The organism is Methylobacterium sp. NFXW15 (genome assembly GCF_049887755.1).
Lineage (GTDB): Bacteria > Pseudomonadota > Alphaproteobacteria > Rhizobiales > Beijerinckiaceae > Methylobacterium.
The window spans coordinates 435516-459080 of record NZ_JAGEKG010000001.1; the positions used below are offsets into that span (position 1 = coordinate 435516).

Genomic DNA, 23565 nt, shown 5'->3' on the forward strand with positions numbered 1-23565 from the left:
AAGGGGGAGGGGCCCACGCTCTCGCGCAGGCGAGCGCCAGCGTCGAGGGGCTCGACGTGTCTTATGTCACCGCACGAGGCGATGAGCGCCGGTCAACCGGCGCGGCGACCGCAGCGGACATAGGTGGAGGTGCCGCGATTGCTGGTCCAAGTCAGCCGATCGCCTTCCACGAGGAGGCGGACCTGCGACGACCAGCGGCGGCCGCGATCGCTGCACTCGGCCGCCATGAGCCACGCGGCGCCGCTGCGATGGCCGTCATGGAAGGTGCAGGTGGTTCGCCCCGCCCGCGCCCGGTCGGCCGAGATCGTGGCGGGCAGGTAGCCCCGGCGGCGGGTCGGGCTGAGGCAGGCGGCGGGTGTCGGCCCCCAGGTGCCGACATACTCCGCGCTGGCCTGCGCCGGACGACGGGCGGCGGTGGGCGCCACGGCCTGGATCGCGTCGGGGGCGGGCACCGGCGCGGCGACAGCGAGCCGGGTCTCGGCCGGCGGCGCAGCGGGTGCCACGTCCGGCGGCAGATCCGGCAGCACCACCACCTTCCGCCGGGCGTCGTCGGGGCGACGGGTGTCCTCGGCGGGAGCGGACGGGCGGAAGGGAAGGTCCTCGCGCAGGTAGGTTGCGCAATACGCGAAGAGGCCGCCCCAGCCCGCGACGAGCAGGGCCGGGATCACGTGGCGGGCGCCGACCTTTCCGGCGGGCGCGCGCGGCTCGTCCGCCGGAGGCGCCGCCACAACGAGGGCGCCACCGCCCTGCTCGGCCGGCAGGCGTTCCGGGGAGACCACGATGCCGGTCGGCGCGTGCTGCCACTCGGCCCTGTCGAGCGCGATGTCCATGGCCTCAGCGTCCGAAGATGCCCTTCAGGAACTGGGCGGTGCGGTTGCGCTTGCGCTTGCGCTCCAGTTCCGAGGCATCCTTGAGCCACGCCACCTGCACCACCCGGCGCTCGCCCTCGAAGGGCTCGTGGCCGTGCCAGGAATTGTCGGCCCGCAGGAAGGCGAACATGGTGCCCATGGTCGGCGGCACCTCGACGGCGAAGGGCTCGAAGTTCTTGCCGTCGTAGAGCACCCGAAGGCGTCCTGCCGCCGGGGCGTCCCAGGCATCGTTCATGTAGACGAGGAGGGTCAGTACCTTCGACGGGCCGTCCGTGTGGATGGCGCCGTACTTGAGCTGGCTACGCTTCATGATCGTTGTGAGGCGGGGGCAGGAGACGAGGTCGATCCCGAACTTCTCGCCGAGGATGCGGGAGAACTCGTCACTCTCCAGTTCATCGATCAGCGCCTTGAACCGCCCCTGCAGCGAGACCTCGTCCACCGTGAGATAGCCGGGCTTGCCGATTTCCGGGAAATCGCGGCGGATCTCGTCGATCGCGGCCGGATTCAGGACGTTGGTGCCCAGTGTGTACGGGTAGGGCTCCCTGGCGAGCGGCGCGGCGCGAATCGCCTGAACGTCGAGGATCGAGAGAGCCGACATCGCTGGTTGTCCCTAGACTTCAAAGCGTCGCGAAACGGGAATCACGCGGCGCGTGCCCTCGCAAGCGGATCGCATTCACAATTTGTTAGGGCCGACATGTCTCAGCCCCGGGCATTTAGTCGGCCGAATGCGGCGGTCAGACGGCGAAAGCGGTGAGGTGGCGCATTCCGGTGACAGTCGCCGGGCGCGGTGCCGTGCAGGATGACCGGACCCGCGGCCTGTCGCGGGGCGTGCGTAACTTGGATCCGGTATCACCTGCGATGAGGCCGTCGGTCCTCGCCCTGCTCATGGCCTCGCATGCCGCCGTCGCGGCCGGGCTTCCCGCCCGTGCCGAACCGATGCGCTCACCCCGCGGTTCGGTGACGGCCCGAATGACCTGCGCCGACGCGATAGCGCTGGTGAAGCGCGAGGGCGACATCATGATCGCCGCCGGGTCCGTGCCCGAGCGCCTCGTGCGGGATCGCAGCCAATGCGAATTGTCGGAGATCGCGGAGCTGCGCTTCGTGCCGACCCGCGACAACCCGCAATGCCCGATCGGCTACCGCTGCCGCGAGCCGGGCTTCGAGGAATGGAACTGGTAGGGGCGTCACGGCGGACAATTCCCGTCACCCTAATCCCTTGTGCGCGAGAGATGCCGTTCTATCCTTTGCGCCATGCCGCCCGGAGGACAGGGCGGGTCGGGAGAGACCGCTCCATGCGTACGCTGATTCTCGCCGCGCTGCTCACCGGCGTGGCCCTACCGGCTCTGGCACAGGGCGCCGCCCCTGCCGAGACCAAGGCCAAGACGGACGATCTCGAGAAGCTTCAGGGCTTCCAAAGCACCAACACCCAGGCCGCACCGGAGATTCCGCAGACCGGACGCCGCGCCGACGCGATCCGCAAGACGCTCACCAAGGTGAAGCTGCCGGACGGCTTCAAGATCGACCTCTACGCCGTGGTGCCCGATGCCCGCTCGATGGCTGTGGGGCCGAATGCGGGCGTCGTCTTCGTCGGCACGCGCAAGTCGAAGGTCTACACGGTCACCGACCGCGACAAGGACCGGGCCGCCGACGAGGTGAAGGTCTTCGCCCCCGGCATCGACTTCAAGATCCCCAACGGCGTCTGCTTCTCCCGCGACGGCGTGCTGACCGTGGTGGAGCAGAACCGCGTCCTCGCTTTCCCGGCGGCGGAGTTCTTCTACGAGAATCCGGACGTGGCGGCGGGCGTGCTGGTCAAACAGGGCGAGCTGATCCCGGCGGCCGAGGAAAGCTTCAACCACACCGCCCGCGTCTGCCGCGTCGGGCCGGACGGCAAGACCTACATCGCGCTGGGCCAGCCCTATAACGTGCCGCCGGCGGCGAAGGGCGATCTCTACAAGAAATGGGGCATCGGCGGGATCGTGCGCATCGATGCCGACGGCAAGAACAAGGAAGTCTACGCCACCGGCATCCGCAACTCCGTCGGCATGGACTTCGCCACCGACAAGAGCCTCTGGTTCACGGATAACCAAGTCGACGGCATGGGCGACGACAAGCCGCCGGGCGAGTTGAACCACGCCACGAAGGCAGGCCAGAATTTCGGCTTCCCGTGGTTCGGTGGCGGCGCGGTGCGCACCGTCGAGTACAAAGATGAGACCCCGCCCGCCGACGCGGTGCCCCCGATGGCCGAGCTGCCGCCCCACGCGGCCGATCTCGGCATGACCTTCTACAACGGGAAGATGTTCCCCGACTCGTACAAGGGCGGCATCTTCATCGCCGAGCACGGCTCGTGGAACCGCACCCAGCCGATCGGCGCGCGGGTGATGTTCGCCAAGCTCGGCGCTGACGGAAAGGTCGAGTCGGTCAAGCCCTTCGCGGAAGGCTGGCTGACCGGCGACGGCGAATATCTCGGCCGTCCCGTGGACGTGGCGGTGATGCTCGACGGCTCGCTGCTCGTCTCCGACGATTCCGCCGGTGCGATCTACCGCATCTCCTACGAGAAGTAGTCGTTCGAAGAGTCGCTCCCCTCCCTCACGGAGGGGAGCCGCCTTGCATCAACCGAGCCGGATTCGATGACCCGTCTGTTCCTCATCCTTGCCGCGGCTCTCGTGCCGCTGACGGCGCAGGCGGGCGATGCCGCCGCCGGCAAGAAGCGCGCGACCGCCTGCCAGACCTGTCACGGGATGGACGGCCTCTCGAAGCTGCCCGAGGCGCCGAACCTCGCTGGGCAGGTCGAGCCCTATCTGGTGAAGGCACTCACCGAGTATCGCGAGGGCAAGCGCCAGAACGAGATCATGAACGTCGTCGCGAAGGAACTGACGGACGCGGATATCGCGAACCTCGCGGCGTATTACGGCGGCATCCAGATCGACGTGCTGCCGCCGGGGTGATCCGACCCGCGCCGTCATTGCGAGGAACGAAGCAATCCAGGGAAACACCACGTTCGGAAGCGGCCCGCCGCCCTGGATTGCTTCGCTGCGCTCGCAATGACGGGACAGGAGGGCGCAGCTCCCTCAATCGTCCATCTTCAGGGCGGCGATGAACGCCTCCTGCGGGATCTCGACCCGCCCGAACTGGCGCATCTTCTTCTTGCCCTCTTTTTGCTTGTCGAGGAGCTTGCGCTTGCGCGAGATGTCGCCGCCGTAGCACTTGGCGGTCACGTCCTTGGAGAGCGCCCGGATCGTCTCGCGAGCGATGATCTTGCCGCCGATCGCCGCCTGGACCGGGATCTGGAACAGGTGGCGGGGAATCAGATCCTTCAGCTTCTCACACATCGCCCGGCCGCGACTCTCGGCGCGGGTGCGGTGGACCAGCATCGAGAGGGCGTCCACCGGCTCGGCGTTGACGAGCAGCGACATCTTCACGAGGTCGCCCTCGCGGTAGTCCGAGACATGATAGTCGAAGGAGGCGTAGCCCTTCGAGATCGACTTCAGCCGGTCGTAGAAATCGAACACCACCTCGTTGAGCGGCAGGTCGTAGATGACCATGGCGCGCTTGCCGACGTAGTTGAGGTCGATCTGGACGCCCCGGCGGTCCTGGCAAAGCTTCAGCACGCCGCCGAGATACTCGTCCGGCGTAAGGATCGTGGCGCGGATCCACGGCTCCTCGATGGTCTCGATCTTCATCACGTCCGGCATGTCGGCCGGGTTGTGCAGCTCCTTGGTGGTGCCGTCACGCATCTGGAGGCGGTAGACCACCGAGGGGGCCGTCGAGATCAGGTCGAGGTTGAACTCGCGCTCCAACCGCTCCTGAATGATCTCCAGGTGCAGCAGGCCGAGGAAGCCGCAGCGGAAGCCGAAGCCGAGCGCTGCCGAACTCTCCATCTCATACGAGAACGAGGCGTCGTTCAGCCGGAGCTTGCCCATCGCCGAGCGCAGGTTGTCGAACTCGGCGGCATCCACCGGAAACAGGCCGCAGAACACCACCGCCTGGACTTCCTTGAAGCCCGGCAGCATCCCGGAGGTCTGGCGCTTGTCCTCGGTGATGGTATCGCCGACGCGCGTGTCCGCCACCTCCTTGATCGAGCCGGTGAAGAAGCCGACCTCGCCCGGGCCGAGGGCATCGATCTCGGCCATCTTCGGGCGGAAGACACCGATCCGGTCGACGCCGTAGACGGCATCCGCGCCCATCATGCGGATGGTCATGCCCTTCTTGAGCTGGCCGTCCACGATGCGCACCAGCACGACGACGCCGAGATAGGCGTCATACCAGCTGTCCACGAGCAGCGCCTTGAGTGGCGCAGCCGGGTCTCCCTTGGGTGCGGGCAGCTTGGTGACTATGGCTTCCAGCACCGCCTCGATGTTGAGTCCGGTCTTGGCCGAAATCGGCACCGCCTCGGAGGCGTCGAGGCCGATCACTTCCTCGATCTGCTCCTTCACCCGGTCCGGCTCGGCGGCGGGAAGGTCGACCTTGTTGAGGACGGGCACGATCTCGTGGTTGGCGTCGAGCGCCTGATAGACGTTGGCCAGCGTCTGCGCCTCGACGCCCTGGGAGGCATCGACCACCAGCAGCGACCCCTCACAAGCGGCGAGCGAGCGCGAGACCTCGTAGGCGAAGTCCACGTGGCCGGGCGTGTCCATGAGGTTGAGGATGTAGGTCCGGCCGTCCTTGGCCGGATATTCGAGGCGCACGGTCTGCGCCTTGATCGTGATGCCGCGCTCCTTCTCGATGTCCATCGAGTCGAGCATCTGTTCGCTCATGTCGCGCAAGGCGACGGTGCCGGTAGCCTGGATCAACCGGTCAGCGAGCGTCGATTTCCCGTGGTCGATATGGGCGACGATCGAGAAGTTGCGGATGGTGTCGATCGGGGCGGTCATCGATGTTCCGTTCGGGCGCACGTCCGCGCCAGGGCGCATGCCGTCAAATCGCGGAGGTCGGGCGAGAGGCCGACCGGGCGCCAGCGAGATAGCAGCGACGGGCCACAGCGTCGAGCGCGCGACGGGTCGCAACGCCCGAGCGGATCCCGGAAAGACAAACGAAACCGCCCGAAGCGGGGGCTCCGGGCGGCTCGCCTGTCGTTCGAAACGAGCTTACCGGCCGCGATCGCGGATCAGGCGCTCGATTTCGGCCTCGCCGTGGGAGCGGGCCTTGGCCTCGGTGGGATGCTTCCGGTCCGACCGCTGGTGAAGCTTGCCGTGCTTGCGGATGCTCCACTGGTAGAGCGCACCGCTCTCGCCGACCGGGTGAACTTCGAGGCTGAAAGGGAAGGTGTCGGAATGCGTATCGTTCATGCCGCCCATATGGGGCGTTTGGACGCCATTTGCCATCCCGGCAACGCAATCCTTTCATACCGAGGTTGTGCTCAGCGCACGATTACCCGTTCTCGGACGTTCGCGCGCGGGCGGCCATGCTGACGAGGCTCTTGCGCAGCCCGCCCATATCCGAGACCGGCTCGGGATAGAGCACCCGCGCCGTCCGGTCGCCCGCCATCAGATCCATGCCCTCCGGATCGAGGCCGCTGAGGCGCCACGGAGCCTCCGGCTCGCCCGCCCCCGCAGCGTAGAGGGCGATGGCATCGGCATGGTCGCTGTTCATATGCTCGATCGCGCCGCTCTCACCGGCCACGATCGCCTCCCGGCCGGTCAGGTCGAGCAGGAGTTCGGAGGGGGTGAGGGTCGCCGCCTTGGCGAAGCCGCCATTCAAGTGCCCGGCCTCCGGCGCCAGGGCGAAAAACCCGAAATCCGGAAAGTCGGCGTAGAGCTTCGCCTTGGGATGGCGCGCGAGAAACCGCTCCCGCACACGGGGCTCGGACGTCTGCGTCGCCCCTCCGTTGACCGTGAGGCGGGGATGGGCCAGCGGGTCGCCCTTGCCGCCCTGGCTGAACAAGAGCGAGCAGCGCGGATCGGCCAGAAGGTTGCGGGTATGGGCTGAAAGGCGCGACAGCAGCATCAGCGGCGTGCCGTCCGCATCGGTGGCGATGGTAACGAGGGAGGCGAAGGGCATGCCCTCCGCGTCGATCGTCGCCAGGGCTCCGGAGCGGATGGTACGCAGGAGCATCCGCGACAGCCCGATCGCATCGAAGGGCGCCTCCGACGCCGGAAGAGGCCGGGCCGGCCCCTTCGGACCTTCCGTAACGCCGCCCGTTTCAGCCATCGCCTGCTCCCGTTTTCGTGAGCGGTCCTGAGGATTACGGCCAAGCTATGACCGCCGCTCGCTTTTTCTCAGGGAACATATTAAAGCACCCATCCCCCTCGGCGCGAGCCGGAACCGCTTCTTGCGGCGGTATGCCCTCGTGTCGACAGCCAGCCCCGCAGGGGCCGGGATGCGTCGCGGCCGCTTCGGCGACCGCGCCCGATCCCGTTCAGCCAGGGATTGCGCATGCCCACCATTGCCCTCGTCGACGACGACCGGAATATCCTGACCTCCGTTTCGATCGCGCTGGAGACGGAGGGCTACCGGATCCAGACCTACACGGACGGGGCCTCGGCCCTGGACGGGCTGCGCCACTCTCCCCCCGATCTCGCGATCTTCGACATCAAGATGCCGCGCATGGACGGGATGGAACTGCTGCGGCGGCTGCGCCAGAAATCCGACCTGCCGGTCATCTTCCTGACGTCCAAGGACGAGGAGATCGACGAATTGTTCGGCCTGAAGATGGGCGCGGACGACTTCATCCATAAGCCGTTCTCGCAGCGGCTGCTGGTCGAGCGGGTGAAGGCGGTGCTGCGCCGCTTCGCCAAGGAAGCGCCCGGCGCCCCGCCGCGTGGCGAGGCCGAGGCCGCCGCCCGTTCCCTCGAGCGCGGCGCCCTGATGATGGATCCGGAGCGCCACACCTGCACGTGGAAGGGCGAGCCGGTGACGCTGACCGTGACCGAGTTCCTCATCCTCCAGGCGCTGGCTCACCGGCCCGGCGTGGTGAAGAGCCGCAACGCCCTGATGGATGCGGCCTATGACGATCAGGTCTACGTCGACGACCGCACCATCGACAGCCACATCAAGCGCCTGCGCAAGAAGTTCAAGGCGACCGACCAGAGCTTCGACATGATCGAGACGCTCTATGGTGTCGGCTACCGGTTCAAGGAGGCGTGAGCCCGATCAGGATGGATCGCTCACACGTGTCGTCGCAGCCCGCCTCCCAGGCCCACGCCGCCCCCGCCGAAGACGCCCCCACCCGTCCCTGGTCACGCCCCTGGACGCGCCACGCGCTGTCCTATCCCCTGCGCCTGCCTCGCGCCCTGTGGGATGCGGTTGGCCAGCGGGCGTCGTCGAGCCTCACCCGGCGCATCGTCGTCCTGAACCTCGTCGGGCTCATCGCGCTGCTCGTCGGCTTCCTCTACCTGAACCAGTTCCGGCAGGGGCTGATCCAGGCCCGAGTGCAGAGCCTCGCCATCCAGGGCGAGATCATCGCCGGTGCCATCTCCACCTCGGCCTCGGTCGATACGGATACGATTCGCGTCGATCCCGACAAGCTGCTGCAGCAACAGGCGGGCGAGGGTGACGAGGAAGCGCAATCCCTCGCCTTCTCCCTCAACCCCGAGCGCGTAGCCCCTCTCCTCGCCCGGCTCGTGACGCCCACCGGCAATCGTGCCCGGGTCTACGATCAGGAGGGCGGGTTGCTGTTCGACACCCGCACCCTGTTCAAGCGCGGCGACGCCTCACGCGCCGAGCCCGCGGCAGGCCGCCCTCATAAGGCGGGGCTGCTCGAATCGGCCTTCGACACGGTGCATGCCAAGCTCACCGGCCTGTTCGGGCGTCCGGCGCCGCAGGAGGAAGCGGGGCCGGCCAACGGGCATTCTCTGCGCGAAGTTCAGGCGGCCCTGAACGGCGCCCGTGGCAGCCTCGTGCGCCGCAATACGCTCGGCGAGACCACGGTGTCGGTGGCGGTGCCGATCCACAAGGCGGGTGCCGTGCGCGGTGCACTGCTGATCTCGACCCAGGGTGATGCCATCGACCGGGTCATCGCCTCAGAGCGGTTCGGCCTGTTCCAAGTGTTCCTGGTGGCCGCCCTGGTGATGGTGGTGCTGTCCTTTCTGCTGGCGGGCGCCATCGCCGGGCCGGTGCGACGCCTCGCGGAGGCCGCCGAGAAGGTCCGCATGGGCATCAAGACCCGGGAGGAGATCCCCGATTTCACCGAGCGTACCGACGAGATCGGCCATCTTTCCGGCGCGCTGCGCGACATGACCCAGGCGCTGTACCGGCGCATCGATGCCATCGAGAACTTCGCCGCCGATGTCAGCCACGAATTGAAGAACCCCCTGACCTCGCTGCGCAGCGCGGTGGAAACCCTGCCGCTGGCCAAGACCGAGGAATCACGCGGGCGGCTGATGGCGATCATCCAGCATGACGTGAAGCGCCTCGACCGCCTCATCAGCGACATCGCGGACGCCTCGCGGCTCGATGCGGAACTCGCCCGAGCCGAGGCGCGGCGGGTCGATCTCAAGAAGCTTCTCTCCACCGTGGTCTCGGTGGCGAACGAGCGGCGGCGGGCGAAGGATTGCCTGATCCAGCTCGACCTCGACCCCGCCGACCCGGAGGGCGCCTATGCCATCATCGGGCATGACAGCCGCCTGGGCCAGGTGGTGAACAACCTCCTCGACAATGCCCGCTCCTTCTCGCCCTCGGACGCCAAGGTCCGGGTGGCCTTGCGCCGGGTGCGCAGCGAGATCGAGCTGGTCTGCGAGGACGAGGGGCCGGGCATCCCCGAGCACGCGCTGGAGCGCATCTTCGAGCGCTTCTACACCGATCGTCCGGAACAGGGCTTCGGCCAGAATTCCGGCCTCGGCCTCTCGATCTCCCGCCAGATCGTACAGGCGCATCGCGGCACGATCCGCGCCGAGAACCGGCCGGGGGCACCGAACGAGGAGGGCGAGCCCACCGTGCGCGGCGCCCGCTTCATCGTGCGCCTGCCCGCCGCGCCCCGGCAACTCTCGCAGCACGCGGCTTGATGGAGAGCCTTCACGCCGCCTGCGTCGCCCTCGGCGAGGCGGGCGTGCTGATCATGGGGCCCTCGGGGGCGGGCAAGTCGACGCTCGCGCTGCTGCTCGCTGATTCGCCGGGTGGGGCCTTCGTCGCCGACGATCGCGTTCAGGTCGCCGTGCGGGAGGGGCGTCTCTCCGCGCAGCCCCATCCTGCCGAGGCGGGACGGGTGGAGATTCGCGGGCAGGGCCTGCTCGCGGTGGACTCCCTGGGCCTGGCGACTCGGCCGGAAGTACGGCTCGCCCTCGCCATTGATCTCGTCGAGACGCAGGCACGCCTGCCCGAGACAGCGGAGGATGCGCGAATCCTGGGGATACCTCTCCGCCGCCTCATCCTTGATCGCGAGGTCAGGCGCGCGGGTCTCGCGCCTCTGCTGGTGAGGGCTGCCCTGCGGGGGACGCAAGCGTGACTTCGCAGCCGCACACGCTCGGCGTTTTGATTTGTCCTCGTGCAACCCGTAGCGTCTGCCTCCCGGGCATGGCATGATTCAAGGATTGCGCGGGCAAAGAGTCGCGATCGCCTTGTGAGAATCTGTGCAATGCACAACATGGCGGCCGCCACAGGATGTCGGAACACGTGTCGATGATTGGCATGGTGCTCGTCACCCACGGTTTGCTCGCGACCGAGTTTAAGGCCGCTCTCGAACACGTGGTTGGCCCACAGGATCAGATCGAGACCATCACGATCGGTCCGGAAGACGATATGGAGTTGCGCCGTCGGGACATCATGTCCGCGGTGTGCCGGGTGAACACGGGCGAAGGCGTCGTGGTCCTCACCGACATGTTCGGCGGCACGCCGTCGAACCTTGCCCTGTCGTGTATGAACGGCGGCTCGGTCGAGGTGGTGGCGGGCATCAACCTGCCCATGCTCATCAAGCTCGCGAGTGTCCGCGACGAGGAAAGCCTCAGCGACGCCGTGCTTCACGCCCAGGAAGCGGGCCGCAAATACATCAACGTCGCGTCGCGGGTTCTGGCGGGGAAATAGGCGCGGCTGAAGCCGGACGGCGCGTGGCGGTGATTCCCGCCGAGGCCGAGATGATCAGGCCGATGGCAAGCCATTGCACCGGCGTCAGCGCTTCGCCGATCAGCAGGTAGGCCAGCAGGGCGGCCACGGCAGGCTCCAGGCTCATCAGCACGCCGAAGGTCGTCCGGTCGAGGCGGCGCAGGGCGACCATTTCCAGCGAGTACGGCAGGGCGCTCGACAGCAGTGCCACCGCGAGGCCCAAGGCCAGAATCGTCGGGCTGAACAAGGCCATACCCGCCTCCGCGAGGCCGAAGGGCGCCACGACGAGGGCGGCGGCCAGCATGCCGAGGGCGACGGCCTGACCGCCATCGACACGGCCCGCCCGCTGCCCGAACAGGATGTAGAGCGCCCAGGCGACACCCGCCGCCAGCGCCAGGGCGATCCCGATGGGGTCGAGTCCGCCCGCACCGCCGAGGGGCAGAAGCAGCCCGAGGCCCAGCACGGCCAATCCGATCCAGGCGAAATCCGAGCGCCGCCGCGATCCGGCGATGGCCAGGAGAAGCGGACCGGTGAACTCGACCGCCACGGCAGGGCCGATGGGGAGCCGCGTCAGGGACAGGTAGAACAGCAGGTTCATCACGCCGAGCGCTGCCCCGTACAGGGCGATCCATCCGGCATCCCGCGCCGACAGGCTCCGGCGCCACGGGCGCCAGATCGCGATCAGCACCAGGGCCGAAAAGCCGACGCGCAGGCTCGACGTTCCGGCAGCACCTGCCGCAGGGAACAGCGACTTTGCGATGGCCGCTCCGCCCTGGAGCGAGACCATTCCGGTCAGCAGGGCCGAGACGGGGAGAAGGATGGGGGCACCCGGCCTCACACCGACAGACTGCGGCCGGAAGCCCCTTCGGCACCCTCGCGGATCGCGGCGATGCGCTCGGCATAGGCGGCCGGGCCACCGCCGAACACGGCGTTGCCCGCCACGAACGTATCTGCCCCGGCCCGGCTCGCGAGCCGCACCGTGTCAGCGTCGATGCCGCCATCGACTTCGATGCGGATATCCCGCCCCGCGATCATGGCGCGGATGCGCGACACGGTTTCGAGGGAGCTCTTCAGGAAGCTCTGCCCGCCGAATCCGGGATTGACGGTCATCACCACCACGAGATCCACGATGTCGAGGAGCGGCTCGACGGCGGTGGCGGGCGTGCCCGGATTGATCGCGATGCCTGCGCGCTTGCCGAGATCGCGGATCGTCTGGAGCGAGCGGTGGATATGCGGCCCGGCCTCCGCATGCACGGTGATGCCGTCCGCCCCCGCCTGGGCGAAGGCCGCGAGGTAGGGATCGGCGGGCGCGATCATCAGGTGAACGTCGAAGTACTTCTGCGTGTGGGGACGCAGGGCCTTCACCACGGGGGCGCCGAAGGTGATGTTGGGCACGAAATGCCCGTCCATCACATCGAGGTGGATCCAGTCGGCGCCCGCCTGCTCGACGGCGCGAACCTCCTCCGCAAGCCGCGAGAAGTCGGCCGAGAGGATCGAGGGAGCGATGACGGGAGGAAGCATCGGACGTCTTTCGAGGATTCTGACGGGAGGCCCCATCCGTCATTGCGAGCGAAGCGAAGCAATCCAGGGAAACGCCACGTTCGGAGGTGGCCCGCTGCCCTGGATTGCTTCGCTTCGCTCGCAATGACCGGGCTGTTCAGGCCGGCTCTTCGCGCGGGACCGTCACGAACGTCAAGCCAATCGCCGCCGCCGCTCCACGAGCTGCATGATGATCGGCGTCAGGATGAGCTGCATCGCCAGATCGAGCTTGCCGCCGGGGATCACGATGGAATTCGCCCGGCTCATGAACGAGTCGTGGATCATCGAGACGAGGTAGGAGAAGTCGATCCCCTTCGGGTTCTTGAAGCGGATCACCACCAACGATTCGTCGGCCGTGGGAATCCAGCGGGCGATGAACGGGTTCGAGGTATCCACAGTCGGGACCCGCTGGAAGTTGATGTCCGTCCACGAGAATTGCGGACAGATGGTCTGCACGTAATCGGGCATGCGCCGCAGGATCACGTCCGTCACCGCTTCCGTGGAATAGCCGCGGAACGAGCGGTCCCGGTGCAGCTTCTGCACCCATTCGAGGTTGATCACCGGCACCACGCCGATCTTCAGGTCGGCATAGCGGGCGATGTCGACCTGATCGTTCACGACGCAGCCGTGCAGGCCCTCGTAGAACAACAGGTCAGAGCCGGCCTGGAACTCCTCCCAATCCGAGAAGGTGCCCTCGGGGATGCCGTAGAGCCGGGCATCGTGCGCGTCGTGCGCGTAATGGCGCGTGCGACCGCCGCCCGATTCGGAATAGGTGCGGAACACCTCTTCCAGCTCGGGCAGCAGGTTCGCCTTGGGCGCGAAATGCGAGAGCGTCGCCTCGCGCGCCATCATCTGGCGCATCGTGTCCCGGTCGAAGGCGTGGAACCCGTCGCCCTCGATATAGACGGCCTGGACATCCTCCCGGCGGAAGATCTGCTCGAAGGTGTTGCGAACGGAGGTGGTCCCGGCTCCCGATGAGCCGGTGACCGAGATGATGGGGTGGCGCGCCGACATCGCCCTGTCCGAACCGGGGGGACGTCCTCAGGGCCGGATCAGGCCGCGCTGGCCGAACAGCGGCGAGCGGCCAGCATCCGGCTTGCCGCCGGCGTAGTAGGTGCCGACGCAGGCCACTTCCTCGGCCGAGCCACAGATGAGCGGGGCGCGCTCATGGATGCCCGTGGCGACGAGGTCGAGGATGCGCTCCTGCCCGTCCGTGGCGGTGCCGCCCGCCTGCTCGATCAGCATGGCGACGGGGGCGACCTCGTACAGCAGCCGCAGGCGGCCGCGGGCATAGCCCTTCCGTGAATCGCCAGGGTACAGGAAGACACCGCCGCGCGTCAGCACGCGCTGCATGTCGGCCACCATCGAGCCGAGCCAGCGCATGTTGTAGTCCTTGTCGCGCGGCCCTTCGGACCCGCGCAGGCAATCCTCGACGAAGGCCTTGACCGGCGGGTCCCAGAACCGGGCATTCGAGGCGTTGATCGCGTATTCCTTGGCGGCAGCCGGGATCTTCATGGCCGCGACGGTGAGCCGGAACTGGCCCTGCTCCCGGTCGAGCACGAAGGTCTGCGTCCCCTGGCCGAAGGTGACGATGAGGGTCGTGGCCGGGCCGTAATTGACGAAGCCCGCCGCGAGCTGCGTCGTGCCCGGCGTCCGGAAGCTGGCCTCCACGTCGTCGCCCGGGATCGCCGGGCGGATGCCGAACACGGTGCCGACCACCATGTTGACGCCGATGTTGGACGAGCCGTCCAGCGGGTCGATGGCGACGGCCAGCGGCGCGCCGGGGTTGAGCACCATGACGTCGGTGGCTTCCTCGGAGGCCACGGTGGCGACGGGGGCGCCACGCAGGGCCGCCGTGACGCGATCATGCGCGATCACGTCGAGGGCCTTCTGCACGTCGCCGTCGCTGTTCTGGTCGCCGGTGGCGGCGAGGTCGCCGCCGAGCGCGCCACGCCCGATCACGGCGCTGATATCGATGGCCGCCTCGGCCACGGCTGTGACCACCGCCACGGTGTCCCGCAGGCCCGCATCGGCCTGCACCACCTGAGCGAGGTAGGCGTCGAGGGGTGTCCCGACCGCTAGATCCGCCATCGGCCTGTCCTTCTTCCGGGCTGTTACGTTTGGGTTCGGACCTGTAGCCGTCCGGAGCCGTCCATCATAGACGGCCGTGATGGTGGATCGATAAGAACCGTTGGCTACCCTCGTCAAGAAATGTGCATAGCCTTGCGACTTGGGTCAAAAAAAACGAGAACGCCGCCATGCGCAACCTGTCCCTGAAGCAACTCCAGGCGGTCGCGGCGGTGGCCAAGCTCGGCACCATGACGCGGGCCGCGCAGGAACTGAACGTCACCTCGGCGGCTCTCTACGCTCGTATCCGCCAGTTGGAGGAGGAGGCCGGGCTCCTCTTGTTCGACCGCACGCCGTCCGGGCTGAAGCCCACGGATGCGGGGCGCGAGATGCTGTGGGCCATCGACAGCATCAACACCATCCTGGAGACCTGCACCGACCGCCTGCGCTCCTTGCGCGGAATTTCCGGCGGGCGCGTCGCCCTGGGCGTGGTGACGACGGCCAAATACTTCGCGCCGCAGGTGATCGCGGGCTTCTCCAAGCTGCATCCGGGGGTGGAGATCAGCCTGTCGGTGCGCAACCGCGGCCAGACGGTCGAGGCCCTGCGCGGCTACGAGATCGACTTCGCGGTGATGGGACGCCCGCCGCGCGACTTCCCGATCGAGGCCGCGACCTTCGGGCCGCACCCGCTCGTGCTCGTCGCCGCGCCGGATCATCCTTTGGCCGGACGCAAGGGGCTCGCCCGCACGGATCTGGCGGACCAAGCCTTCTTCATGCGCGAGGAGGGCTCAGGCACGCGCACGGTATTCGAGGAATTCATGAGCGGCGTGCTGGTGAAGCGTGCCCTCCTCGATATCGACACCGGCTCGAACGAAACGATCAAGCAGGCGGTGATCGCCGGGCTCGGCCTCGCCCTGCTCTCGGCCCATTCGGTCGCGGCGGAGGTGGAGAGCAAGCGGCTCGCCGTGCTCGACGTGGCGGGCCTGCCGATCCGGCGCGACTGGTACGTGGTGCGGCGCGCGGACAAGGTGCTCGGCCCGGCGGCCTCGGCCGTCTGGAGCTATCTGATGAGCGATGGGGAACGGTGGCTGCCCGGCCTCGACCTCGTCACGCCGGTCAAACTGGTGCGGGAGAAGTAGGCGTGGAACCGGGCATCGTCATCGTCGGCGCGGGCCAGGCGGGTTTCCAGGCAGCCGCATCCCTGCGTGAGGGCGGCTATGTCGGGGGCCTCGCCCTGGTCGGCGACGAGACCGCCCTGCCCTATCAGCGCCCACCCCTGTCGAAGGCCTATCTCGCGGGCAAGACCGATGCGGAGGGCTTGGCCCTTCGCCCCGCCTCGTTCTTCGCCGAGCACCGGATCACCCTCCATGCCGGGAGCCTCGCCCGGTCCATCGACCGCGAAGGCCGCCGCCTCGTGCTCGCGGACGGCACCGCCCTGCCTTACGCCCATCTCGTCCTCGCCACCGGCGCGCGGAACCGGCCGTTGCCGGTGTCCGGCGCCGACCTCGCCGGCGTGCGCCAGCTCCGTGGCCTGACCGATGCCGACGCCCTGAAAGCGGCTCTGGTGGGTTCGCCGCGCATCGTCGTGATCGGGGCAGGGTTCATCGGGCTCGAATTCGCGGCCGTGGCGGCCAGCCGCGGGCTCGACGTCACCGTGGTCGAGGCTGCCGACCGGCCCATGGCGCGGGCTGTCTCGGCCGACACCGCCGCCTTCTTCCGCACGGCGCAGGAAGGGCTGGGCGTACGCTTCGCCTTCGACGCGGGGGTGAGTGGGATCCTGGGTCGAGAGGGCCGGGTGAGCGCCGTGTCCCTGACGGATGGCCGGGAGCTTCCCGCCGAACTCGTCGTGATCGGCATTGGCGTACTGCCGAACGCGGACCTCGCCGCCGAAGCGGGCCTGCCTGCGACGGATGGCGTGCGCGTCGATGCCTTCCTGGCGACGCCCGACCCGGCGATCTCGGCCATCGGCGATTGCGCCCGCTTCCCGAGCCCCTTCGTCCATGGCCTTCCCGGCGATGGCACGATACGGATCGAGTCGGTTCAGAACGCCATTGACCAGGGCCGCTGCCTCGCGGCACGGCTCACCGGCAGACCGGCGGCCTACGCAGCTTTGCCGTGGTTCTGGAGTGACCAGGGCGCGCACAAGCTCCAGATCGCGGGCCTGTCGGCCCCCGGCGACGAGGCGGTGATGCGGGGGACGGGCGCGGCCTTCTCGGTGTTCCGCTTCAGGGCCGGGCGGCTCCGCGCGGTCGAGTCGGTCAACCGGGCGGGCGACCACATGATCGCCCGGCGCCTCCTGACCGCCGGAACCCCGCTCGCTCCCGATCAGGCCGCCGATCCGGCCTTCGACCTCAAGGGTTTGGCGACCGCTCGTTGAGCACGGGCAGGCTCCGCAACATTCCGGCAGCGTGATCGAGGAAGGCAACGACCCGCGCGGGCCGGTACTCCGCCGCCTGCGTGACGATCTGGACCGGCAGGGGCGGCGGCTCGTACGGGCCGAGCAAGCGGATGAGGCGCCCCTCGGCCAGATCCTCCGCCGCCTGATACGACAGGACCCGGGCGATGCCGCGCCCGGCCCGTGCGGCACCGAGAGCCGCGTCCACGTCGTTGACGATGAGCCGGGGTGCCAGCCGCACCCGGGTCCGGCCGAACTGCCATTCCCGTGGCCCCGGCCGGATCATGCCCTGGATCGTCTCGTGCGCCGCCAGATCGGTGGGGCGAACGGGCGTCCCGCGAGCAGCAAGGTAGGCCGGGCTCGCCACGAGGATGCGGCCGACCTGCCCGACCTTGCGAGAGACCAGCCGCGATTCCGCCATCGCACCGATCCGCACGGCCACGTCGAGGCCTTCCTCCACGAGGTCGACGTTGCGGTCCACAAGCCTCAGCTCGATCTGCGTCTCCGGAAAGGCATCTAGGAAGGCCGAGACGACAGGCGCAACGTGCCTTCGCCCGAACTGCACCGGGGCCGTGATGCGCACGAGGCCGCGCACCGCGCCCTCCCCCGCCCCCGAGATCGCCGCTTCGTAGCCTGTGACGAGCCCGCGCGCCTGCTCCGCCAGAGCAAGTCCGGCCGGGGTCGGCGCGAGGCGGCGGGTGGTGCGGGCCACGAGACGGGTGCCGACCCGCTCCTCGAGCCCCGCGAGAGCGCGCGTCGCGGCGGCGGGAGAGCGGCTCATCCGTCGCGCAGCCGCCGCGAGGCTCCCGGTCTCGACCACCGCCACGAAGAAAGCGAGTTCCTCCAGCCGATCCATGGCTCGTCCGATTGTTGCGCCATCTGAAATTCTGATCGTCAAAGAGAGCCCGTATCGCGCGAGGGCAGCAAGAGCGATCTTTCCCGGCGGAAGGAGATTCCGCCATGACGACCCCCGACATCACCCTCTATGGCCTGCGTCTCTCGGGCCATTCCCACCGGGCCGAACTGTTCCTCGCGCTGCTCGGCCTGCCGTACCGGTTCGTCGAGGCCTTTCCGCCTACGGAGGAACTGCGTCGCCTGAATCCCCTCGGGCAGATCCCAGTGCTCACAGACGGCGACACGGTGATCGCCGACAGCAACGCGATCCTCGTCTATCTCGCAGCCCGCTACGCGCCTGGGAGCGACTGGATGCCCGCCGACGCCATCGGCGCGGCACAGGTGCAGCGGTGGCTGTCGATCGCGGCGGGGGACGTGCGTTTTGGGCCGGCCCGGGCGCGCGTGATGGCCGTGTTCGGCACCCCCGGCGACCGCACGGCGGCGCTCGCCCTGGCGGAGCGGGTGCTGACCTTCATGGACGGTCATCTCACCGGGCGCGACTTCCTGGCGGCGGCGCATCCGACCCTCGCCGACCTCGCGTGCTACGCCTATGTCGCGCATGCCCCGGAGGGCGGCGTCTCGCTGGATCCCTATCCGGCGATCCGAGCCTGGATCGGCCGGGTCGAGGCTCTGCCGGGCTTCGTCGCCATGCCGTCCTCTCCGCTCCCGGGCGCGGCGTGAGACAACGATGGGCACGTTCCATGCGGATGAGCGCGCTGCGCAGGCTTTGGCCGGTCGCGTGCTCGCGGACAATCCGGCGATCCGCCCCTTCATGCCCGACCAGCACCGGACGTTCTTCGCCGGTCTGTCCTGGCTGTTCCTTGGCGCCGTGGACGATACGGGCGCGCCCATCGCCACCGTGCTGACCGGTGAACCCGGCTTCGTCCAATCGCCCGACGCGACGCACCTCACCATCGCCGCGGAGCCAAGCCCGGACGATCCCGCTGCTGCGGCACTCGCCGGGGGGGCGCAGGTCGGCCTGCTCGGCATCGATCTCGCGACCCGCCGTCGCAATCGGGCGAACGGCACCCTCGTCGCCCGCGAGGGAGGCGGTCTGACCGTGGCGGTCGAGGAGAGCTTCGGGAACTGCCCGAAATACATTCAGCGGCGGGAGCATTGGCCCGTTCCGCGGAAGTCCGGCGCGACTCACCGCCTGGCGGGTCTCGACGCGGCGGCGCGCGGCGTCATCGAGGCGGCGGACACGGTGTTCGTCGCAAGCCGTGCGCGGGACGGGATCGGCGGTGCCGACATCTCGCACCGGGGCGGGCGGCCGGGATTCATCCGGGTGGAGGGCGAGACGCTGACCCTGCCCGACTTCTCCGGCAACCGCTTCTTCAACACCTTCGGCAACCTCCTCGGGGAGCCGAGGGCGAGCCTGCTGGTCCCGGATTTCGAGACCGGCGACCTACTCGTGCTGCAGGGCGAGACCGAGATCGACTGGAGCGCCCCCTCAGCCGGTGGGTTCGCAGGCGCGGAGCGGATCTGGCGCCTGCATATCCGCCGGGGCTGGCGCCGCCCGGCAGCCCTTCCCTTTGGTTGGAGCGCGCCGGAACCCGCCGCGCAGATCGCCCTCACGGGATCCTGGGCGGCGGTGCCGCAGGAATGTCGTGTGGAAGAGTGAACCCACCGGGACCGGAAAGGCCCGCGCCGCGTTGGGAGGTGTTGGACATTGTGCATCGCCGCGCGATGGCGCAGAGCAATCGCGGGGCGATGGGGGGTTGCCGGATGGCGAAGATACTACTTGTCGAGGATCATGAGGAGATTTGGGACTTCCTGTCCCGACGCCTGAAGCGTCGAGGCTATGAAGTGATTCTGGCCCATGATGGGGAGGCGGGCGTACGTCAGGCGCGGGCCGGGCAGCCGGATGTGATCCTCCTCGACATGAACCTTCCCGTCCTCGACGGCTGGTCCGCCGCCCGCGCCCTGAAGGCCGGCGCGGATACTCGCTCCATCCCGATCATCGCGCTCACCGCGCACGCCATGTCCGGCGACCGTGACAAGGCGATCCAGGCGGGCTGCGACGACTATCATCCCAAGCCGGTCGATTTCTCGAAGCTGCTCAGCCAGATCAGCACGGCCCTCGGGGAGACGGCGCAGACCGGCTGAGGCCGGGACGGCACGGGTGGGGTCAGGGGTTTGAGGGAAGCGTATCAGTGAGCGAGGATCCGGTCACCGCGCAGCGCCTGAAGCAAGGCCTGCCGATCATGGTGGCGCTCGCCTCCTTCCTCCTCGTCGTGGGGGTGATGGCGGCGTTGTACTTCGGGCGCGAGATCCTCGTGCCCGTCGTGCTGGCGATTCTGCTGAGCTTCGTGCTCGCACCCTTCGTGCGCATGCTGCGCCGGGTGCGGGTGCCACGGGCGCCCGCCGTTCTGATCGTGGTCGTGACCGTCTTCGCCGCCCTGTTCGGGATCGGCAGCCTCATCGCCAGCGAGGCGTCGCAGCTCGCGTCCGACCTGCCGCGATACACGATGGTGATGCGCGACAAGATCCGCGACCTGCGCGGAGCGACGGACGGGTCGAGCTCGCTTTCGCGCCTCGTGGACATGGTGCAGGACCTCGGCGCGGCGATCCAGCCGCCTCCGGCCGCCGAGTACAAGGGCGAACCGGGCTCGCCGACCCACCCGCTCACCGTGGAACTCAGCCCCGCCCGGGCGAGCGTGCTCGACACGCTCCAGACCTTCGTGGGCCCCGTTCTCCACCCGCTGGCCACCACTGGCCTGATCCTGATCTTCACGATCTTCATCCTGATGCAGCGGGAGGACCTGCGGAACCGCGCCATCCGCCTGATCGGGCCGGGCGACCTGCGGCGCACCACCGCCGCGATCGACGACGCCACGAGCCGCCTGTCGAAGTTCTTCCTGGCGCAGCTCGCCCTCAACATCGCCTTCGGCGTGGTGATCGGCGTCGGTTTGGGGCTGATCGGCGTCCCGAGCCCCACCCTGTTCGGCGTCCTGGCAGCGATCCTGCGCTTCGTGCCCTATATCGGCGCGGCGATCAGCGCCTTGCTCCCGGTCATCCTGGCGGCGGCGGTGGATCCCGGTTGGTCCATGGTGATCTCCACCGTGATCCTGTTCCTCGTGGTCGAGCCCCTGGCGGGCCACGTGGTCGAACCTCTGCTCTACGGACATTCCACCGGCATCTCGCCGGTGGCGGTGATCCTGTCGGCGACGATCTGGACCTTCCTCTGGGGACCGATCGGCCTCGTGCTCGCAACGCCGCTCACGGTGTGCCTCGTGGTGCTCGGCCGCCATGTCGACCGGCTCTGGTATCTCGACATTCTGCTGGGCGACCGGCCGGCGCTGGCGCCCCCGGAGATCTTCTATCAGCGCATGCTCGCCAACGACCCGGCGGAGGCGATCGAGCAGGGGCGCCAGTTCCTGAAGGAGCGCGCCCTCGTCACTTATTACGACCAGGTCGTGCTCGCGGGACTGCTGCTGGCCCAGGAAGATTTGTCGCGCGGCACGCTGGTCCGCGAGCGTCAGGATGAGGTCGGCGCATCGATCCGCGCTGTCGTCGCGCGGCTCGGCACGAGCCCGGTCGCTCGTCGGCCACGGCGCGGCAAGGCCGGACGGGGCGCGGATACCGAGACGGCGGCGGCCCTCGACGCCATCGGCCCTGACAGGCAGGAAGCGGCCATCGTGCTCGGGCCGGAGGATCTGGCCCCGGCGTGGCGGGGCGCACGACCCGTCCTGTGCGTGTCGAGCCGGGGGCCGTTCGATGAGGCGGCGACGCTGATGCTGAGCCAGATCCTCGCCCGGCACGGCCTCGCCTCGCAAACCCTGTCCATGGCTGCGATCCGTGGCGGCGAACGGCCGGAGGAACAGGAGGGCATCGCGATGGTGTGCTTCTCCTATCTCGAACCGGTCAGCCTCTCACAGGTGCGGTTCACAGTGCGGCAGGCGCGGGCCGCCATTCCCGGGGTGCGCGTGCTCGTGGGATTCTGGCGCGAGCGCGACCCGGCGAGCCTCGCCCGCCTGCGCCGTGCGACCTCGGCGGATTACCTCGTCACATCGCTGAGCGACGCCCTCTCGGCCGCGCTCGAAGCGAGCCGGGCGCCGCATCCGATGCCCGCCCTGCCGGACGCTTCGGCGCCGAGGGCCGCTCTCACGGCGGAAGCCGTCGCCTGAGCCATGCGGATTCCCCCCAAGCTTCGGGGAACTGTTGGCGCCGGTAGCGCGATTCCCACCGTCGCCCGAGCCGCCCGGGATGTGTGAGACAAGAGACATGTCCGAGCCACCCGGGACCCGCGTCCACGACGACGCCCCCGCCGAGGTGTCCGATCCGCGCAGCGAGATCTTCTTCGCCGCTGTCGAGACGACCCGGATGCCGATGATCGTCACCGATCCCCGGCAGCCGGACAATCCGATCATCTTCGCCAACCGCGCCTTTTTGGCGATGACCGGCTACACGCCCGAGGAATTGGTCGGGCGGAATTGCCGCTTCCTGCAAGGCCCCGAGACCGACCCCGAGACCGTCTCCCAGGTCCGCCAAGCGATCGCCGAGCGACGGGAATTCGCCACCGAGATCCTGAACTACCGCAAGAACGGCTCGACCTTCTGGAACGCCCTGTTCGTCTCGCCCGTGCACAACACGGCCGGTGAGCTCGTCTATTATTTCGGTTCGCAGCTCGATGTGTCGCGCCGTCGCGACGCTGAGGAGGCGCTGGGCCAAGCGCAGAAGATGGAGGCGCTCGGCCAGCTGACCGGCGGCATCGCCCACGACTTCAACAACCTGCTTCAGGTCATCGTCGGCTATGTCGACATCCTCGCGGCGGGGCTCGAGAAGCCGGATGCGGACCGGGCGCGGCTCGGGCGCGCCACCGACAACATCCGGCAGGCGGCCGAGCGCGCCACGACGCTGACACAGCAGCTCCTCGCCTTCGCACGCAAGCAGCGCCTCGATGGGCGCTCGGTCAACCTCAACACCCTCATCGAGGGCATGCGGGAGATGATCACCCGCTCGGTCGGCGATGCGGTGCAGGTGGAGTTCGACCTCGCGGAGAACCTCTGGAATTGCCGCGTCGACCCGACCCAGGCCGAGGTCGCGATCCTCAACGTGCTGATCAACGCCCGTGACGCGATGACCGGCGGCGGGACCGTGCGGATCACCACGGCCAACCGCACCGTGACCGTGAATACGGACCGGGATATCGGCCCCCTGCGCGAGGGGCGCTACGCCTCCATCGCCGTCAGTGATACCGGCACCGGCATGCCGCCCGCCGTGCTGGCGCGGGTGATGGACCCGTTCTTCACCACGAAGGAAGAGGGAAAGGGCACCGGACTCGGCCTGTCGATGGTCTACGGCTTCGCCAAGCAATCGGGTGGGGCCGCGCAGATCGAGTCCAGCGTCGGCGCGGGCACGACGGTCAGCCTGTCCTTCCCGGCCATCGAGGGCGAGCAGGCCATGCCCGCCAAGGTCACCCTGCGCACCGTGGACAGGGAGGGCACCGAGACGGTCCTCGTGGTCGATGACCGGCAGGACGTGGCGGAACTGGCTCGGACCATCCTGCGCGACTTCGGCTACACGGTGTTGATGGCGGGCAGCGGCAAGGAGGCTCTGGAGATCCTCGATTCGAGCGAGCGCATCGATCTGCTGTTCACGGACATGATCATGCCCGGCGGCATGAACGGCGTGGTGCTGGCCCGCGAGGCCCGCCGCCGCCAGCCGCGCCTGAAGGTTCTGCTGGCCACCGGATACGCGGAAGCGAGCCTTGAGCGAACCGATGTGGGGGGTTCGGAATTCGAGATATTGAACAAGCCCTACCGCCGTACGGAACTGATCCGTCGGGTTCGGGCCATCCTCGACGGCCCCACCGGCGTCACGTGAGGC

Annotated in this window: 24 protein-coding genes; 14 read left to right on the forward strand and 10 right to left on the reverse strand. The window is 68.6% G+C overall.

Annotated elements, in window-relative coordinates:
• Positions 1-92: 92 nt before the first annotated feature.
• Together J4O73_RS02060 and J4O73_RS02065 are read right to left on the reverse strand one after the other, a co-directional pair.
• Positions 93-830: a peptidase inhibitor family I36 protein gene (locus J4O73_RS02060; RefSeq protein WP_426214240.1), complete on the reverse strand. Its 738-nt coding sequence runs from the start codon at positions 828-830 to the stop codon at positions 93-95.
• A 4-nt stretch (positions 831-834) separates the two neighbouring features.
• Positions 835-1467 (reverse strand): 2OG-Fe(II) oxygenase, encoded by a 633-nt coding sequence (locus tag J4O73_RS02065; protein WP_378968606.1) that lies wholly within the window; start codon positions 1465-1467, stop codon positions 835-837.
• A 260-nt stretch (positions 1468-1727) separates the two neighbouring features.
• Between J4O73_RS02065 and J4O73_RS02070 the strand changes: the two genes are divergently transcribed.
• From J4O73_RS02070 to J4O73_RS02080, 3 genes are all read left to right on the forward strand, one after another.
• Positions 1728-2048, forward strand: a complete 321-nt coding sequence (locus tag J4O73_RS02070; RefSeq protein WP_426214241.1) for a hypothetical protein — start codon at positions 1728-1730, stop codon at positions 2046-2048.
• 113 nt (positions 2049-2161) lie between these two features.
• On the forward strand, positions 2162-3430 hold the full coding sequence (locus tag J4O73_RS02075) for a PQQ-dependent sugar dehydrogenase (protein ID WP_426214242.1): 1269 nt from the start codon (positions 2162-2164) through the stop codon (positions 3428-3430).
• Positions 3431-3496: 66 nt separating this feature from the next.
• Positions 3497-3814 carry a c-type cytochrome gene (locus tag J4O73_RS02080; protein WP_426214243.1) on the forward strand — a complete coding sequence of 106 codons (318 nt, stop codon included), beginning with the start codon at positions 3497-3499 and terminating at the stop codon, positions 3812-3814.
• Between the two features lie 123 nt (positions 3815-3937).
• On the opposite strand, the gene lepA is transcribed toward J4O73_RS02080, so the two are convergent.
• From lepA to J4O73_RS02095, 3 genes are all read right to left on the reverse strand, one after another.
• Complete coding sequence (gene lepA, locus J4O73_RS02085; protein ID WP_426214244.1) at positions 3938-5740, reverse strand: translation elongation factor 4; 1803 nt, start codon at positions 5738-5740, stop codon at positions 3938-3940.
• Positions 5741-5953: 213 nt separating this feature from the next.
• Positions 5954-6190 (reverse strand): hypothetical protein, encoded by a 237-nt coding sequence (locus J4O73_RS02090; protein ID WP_426214245.1) that lies wholly within the window; start codon positions 6188-6190, stop codon positions 5954-5956.
• A gap of 46 nt (positions 6191-6236) precedes the next feature.
• On the reverse strand, positions 6237-7016 hold the full coding sequence (locus J4O73_RS02095; protein WP_426214246.1) for a HugZ family protein: 780 nt from the start codon (positions 7014-7016) through the stop codon (positions 6237-6239).
• A 225-nt stretch (positions 7017-7241) separates the two neighbouring features.
• On the opposite strand from J4O73_RS02095, the gene J4O73_RS02100 reads away from it, so the two are divergent.
• The 4 genes from J4O73_RS02100 (at position 7242) to J4O73_RS02115 (ending at position 10823) form a co-directional block, all read left to right on the forward strand.
• Complete coding sequence (locus tag J4O73_RS02100; RefSeq protein ID WP_238201179.1) at positions 7242-7952, forward strand: response regulator transcription factor; 711 nt, start codon at positions 7242-7244, stop codon at positions 7950-7952.
• A gap of 11 nt (positions 7953-7963) precedes the next feature.
• A complete protein-coding gene (locus tag J4O73_RS02105) occupies positions 7964-9808 on the forward strand; it encodes a stimulus-sensing domain-containing protein (protein WP_426214247.1) in 1845 nt (614 codons plus the stop codon).
• Positions 9808-10248: an HPr kinase/phosphorylase gene (locus tag J4O73_RS02110; protein WP_426214248.1), complete on the forward strand. Its 441-nt coding sequence runs from the start codon at positions 9808-9810 to the stop codon at positions 10246-10248. Before J4O73_RS02105 ends, J4O73_RS02110 begins: the two co-directional genes overlap by 1 nt.
• A 173-nt stretch (positions 10249-10421) precedes the next feature.
• Complete coding sequence (locus J4O73_RS02115) at positions 10422-10823, forward strand: PTS sugar transporter subunit IIA (RefSeq protein WP_378975367.1); 402 nt, start codon at positions 10422-10424, stop codon at positions 10821-10823.
• On the opposite strand, the gene J4O73_RS02120 is transcribed toward J4O73_RS02115, so the two are convergent.
• The 4 genes from J4O73_RS02120 to J4O73_RS02135 all read right to left on the reverse strand — a co-directional run bounded on the left by J4O73_RS02120 (position 10789) and on the right by J4O73_RS02135 (position 14471).
• Positions 10789-11628 carry an EamA family transporter gene (locus J4O73_RS02120; protein ID WP_426214872.1) on the reverse strand — a complete coding sequence of 280 codons (840 nt, stop codon included), beginning with the start codon at positions 11626-11628 and terminating at the stop codon, positions 10789-10791. The two genes, J4O73_RS02115 and J4O73_RS02120, sit on opposite strands and share 35 nt — an antisense overlap.
• Positions 11629-11675: 47 nt before the next feature.
• Positions 11676-12362, reverse strand: a complete 687-nt coding sequence (gene rpe / locus J4O73_RS02125; protein ID WP_426214249.1) for a ribulose-phosphate 3-epimerase — start codon at positions 12360-12362, stop codon at positions 11676-11678.
• 171 nt (positions 12363-12533) lie between these two features.
• Positions 12534-13394 (reverse strand): phosphoribulokinase, encoded by an 861-nt coding sequence (locus J4O73_RS02130; protein ID WP_426214250.1) that lies wholly within the window; start codon positions 13392-13394, stop codon positions 12534-12536.
• Positions 13395-13421: 27 nt separating this feature from the next.
• Positions 13422-14471, reverse strand: coding sequence for a class 1 fructose-bisphosphatase (locus J4O73_RS02135; protein WP_426214251.1), 1050 nt, complete (start codon positions 14469-14471; stop codon positions 13422-13424).
• Positions 14472-14638: 167 nt separating this feature from the next.
• Here J4O73_RS02135 and J4O73_RS02140 point away from each other — a divergent pair, with 167 nt between their 5' ends.
• Positions 14639-15586 (forward strand): LysR family transcriptional regulator, encoded by a 948-nt coding sequence (locus J4O73_RS02140; protein ID WP_426214252.1) that lies wholly within the window; start codon positions 14639-14641, stop codon positions 15584-15586.
• Positions 15587-15588: 2 nt separating this feature from the next.
• Complete coding sequence (locus J4O73_RS02145) at positions 15589-16824, forward strand: NAD(P)/FAD-dependent oxidoreductase (protein ID WP_426214253.1); 1236 nt, start codon at positions 15589-15591, stop codon at positions 16822-16824.
• On the opposite strand, the gene J4O73_RS02150 is transcribed toward J4O73_RS02145, so the two are convergent.
• Positions 16799-17698 (reverse strand): LysR family transcriptional regulator, encoded by a 900-nt coding sequence (locus tag J4O73_RS02150; protein ID WP_426214254.1) that lies wholly within the window; start codon positions 17696-17698, stop codon positions 16799-16801. The two genes, J4O73_RS02145 and J4O73_RS02150, sit on opposite strands and share 26 nt — an antisense overlap.
• A 104-nt stretch (positions 17699-17802) precedes the next feature.
• On the opposite strand from J4O73_RS02150, the gene J4O73_RS02155 reads away from it, so the two are divergent.
• The 5 genes from J4O73_RS02155 to J4O73_RS02175 all read left to right on the forward strand — a co-directional run bounded on the left by J4O73_RS02155 (position 17803) and on the right by J4O73_RS02175 (position 23562).
• The gene (locus tag J4O73_RS02155; protein ID WP_426214255.1) at positions 17803-18417 is read left to right on the forward strand and encodes a glutathione S-transferase family protein; all 615 of its coding nucleotides are present in this window, start codon (positions 17803-17805) and stop codon (positions 18415-18417) included.
• A gap of 7 nt (positions 18418-18424) precedes the next feature.
• On the forward strand, positions 18425-19357 hold the full coding sequence (locus J4O73_RS02160; protein ID WP_426214256.1) for a pyridoxamine 5'-phosphate oxidase family protein: 933 nt from the start codon (positions 18425-18427) through the stop codon (positions 19355-19357).
• Positions 19358-19461: 104 nt separating this feature from the next.
• Complete coding sequence (locus J4O73_RS02165) at positions 19462-19842, forward strand: response regulator (protein WP_378975365.1); 381 nt, start codon at positions 19462-19464, stop codon at positions 19840-19842.
• Positions 19843-19889: 47 nt separating this feature from the next.
• Entirely contained in the window at positions 19890-21863 is a 1974-nt protein-coding gene (locus tag J4O73_RS02170; RefSeq protein ID WP_426214257.1) for an AI-2E family transporter, read from the forward strand.
• A 97-nt stretch (positions 21864-21960) separates the two neighbouring features.
• Entirely contained in the window at positions 21961-23562 is a 1602-nt protein-coding gene (locus J4O73_RS02175; protein WP_426214258.1) for a hybrid sensor histidine kinase/response regulator, read from the forward strand.
• Positions 23563-23565: the final 3 nt, after the last annotated feature.

Bases quoted from the DNA above. Each gene is read 5' to 3' on its own strand.
- J4O73_RS02060 (WP_426214240.1), bottom strand. From the start codon at position 830: ATGGACATCGCGCTCGACAGGGCCGAGTGGCAGCACGCGCCGACCGGC.
- J4O73_RS02065 (WP_378968606.1), bottom strand. From the start codon at position 1,467: ATGTCGGCTCTCTCGATCCTCGACGTTCAGGCGATTCGCGCCGCGCCG.
- J4O73_RS02070 (WP_426214241.1), top strand. From the start codon at position 1,728: ATGAGGCCGTCGGTCCTCGCCCTGCTCATGGCCTCGCATGCCGCCGTC.
- J4O73_RS02075 (WP_426214242.1), top strand. From the start codon at position 2,162: ATGCGTACGCTGATTCTCGCCGCGCTGCTCACCGGCGTGGCCCTACCG.
- J4O73_RS02080 (WP_426214243.1), top strand. From the start codon at position 3,497: ATGACCCGTCTGTTCCTCATCCTTGCCGCGGCTCTCGTGCCGCTGACG.
- lepA (WP_426214244.1), bottom strand. From the start codon at position 5,740: ATGACCGCCCCGATCGACACCATCCGCAACTTCTCGATCGTCGCCCAT.
- J4O73_RS02090 (WP_426214245.1), bottom strand. From the start codon at position 6,190: ATGGCAAATGGCGTCCAAACGCCCCATATGGGCGGCATGAACGATACG.
- J4O73_RS02095 (WP_426214246.1), bottom strand. From the start codon at position 7,016: ATGGCTGAAACGGGCGGCGTTACGGAAGGTCCGAAGGGGCCGGCCCGG.
- J4O73_RS02100 (WP_238201179.1), top strand. From the start codon at position 7,242: ATGCCCACCATTGCCCTCGTCGACGACGACCGGAATATCCTGACCTCC.
- J4O73_RS02105 (WP_426214247.1), top strand. From the start codon at position 7,964: ATGGATCGCTCACACGTGTCGTCGCAGCCCGCCTCCCAGGCCCACGCC.
- J4O73_RS02110 (WP_426214248.1), top strand. From the start codon at position 9,808: ATGGAGAGCCTTCACGCCGCCTGCGTCGCCCTCGGCGAGGCGGGCGTG.
- J4O73_RS02115 (WP_378975367.1), top strand. From the start codon at position 10,422: ATGATTGGCATGGTGCTCGTCACCCACGGTTTGCTCGCGACCGAGTTT.
- J4O73_RS02120 (WP_426214872.1), bottom strand. From the start codon at position 11,628: ATGGTCTCGCTCCAGGGCGGAGCGGCCATCGCAAAGTCGCTGTTCCCT.
- rpe (WP_426214249.1), bottom strand. From the start codon at position 12,362: ATGCTTCCTCCCGTCATCGCTCCCTCGATCCTCTCGGCCGACTTCTCG.
- J4O73_RS02130 (WP_426214250.1), bottom strand. From the start codon at position 13,394: ATGTCGGCGCGCCACCCCATCATCTCGGTCACCGGCTCATCGGGAGCC.
- J4O73_RS02135 (WP_426214251.1), bottom strand. From the start codon at position 14,471: ATGGCGGATCTAGCGGTCGGGACACCCCTCGACGCCTACCTCGCTCAG.
- J4O73_RS02140 (WP_426214252.1), top strand. From the start codon at position 14,639: ATGCGCAACCTGTCCCTGAAGCAACTCCAGGCGGTCGCGGCGGTGGCC.
- J4O73_RS02150 (WP_426214254.1), bottom strand. From the start codon at position 17,698: ATGGATCGGCTGGAGGAACTCGCTTTCTTCGTGGCGGTGGTCGAGACC.
- J4O73_RS02155 (WP_426214255.1), top strand. From the start codon at position 17,803: ATGACGACCCCCGACATCACCCTCTATGGCCTGCGTCTCTCGGGCCAT.
- J4O73_RS02160 (WP_426214256.1), top strand. From the start codon at position 18,425: ATGGGCACGTTCCATGCGGATGAGCGCGCTGCGCAGGCTTTGGCCGGT.
- J4O73_RS02165 (WP_378975365.1), top strand. From the start codon at position 19,462: ATGGCGAAGATACTACTTGTCGAGGATCATGAGGAGATTTGGGACTTC.
- J4O73_RS02175 (WP_426214258.1), top strand. From the start codon at position 21,961: ATGTCCGAGCCACCCGGGACCCGCGTCCACGACGACGCCCCCGCCGAG.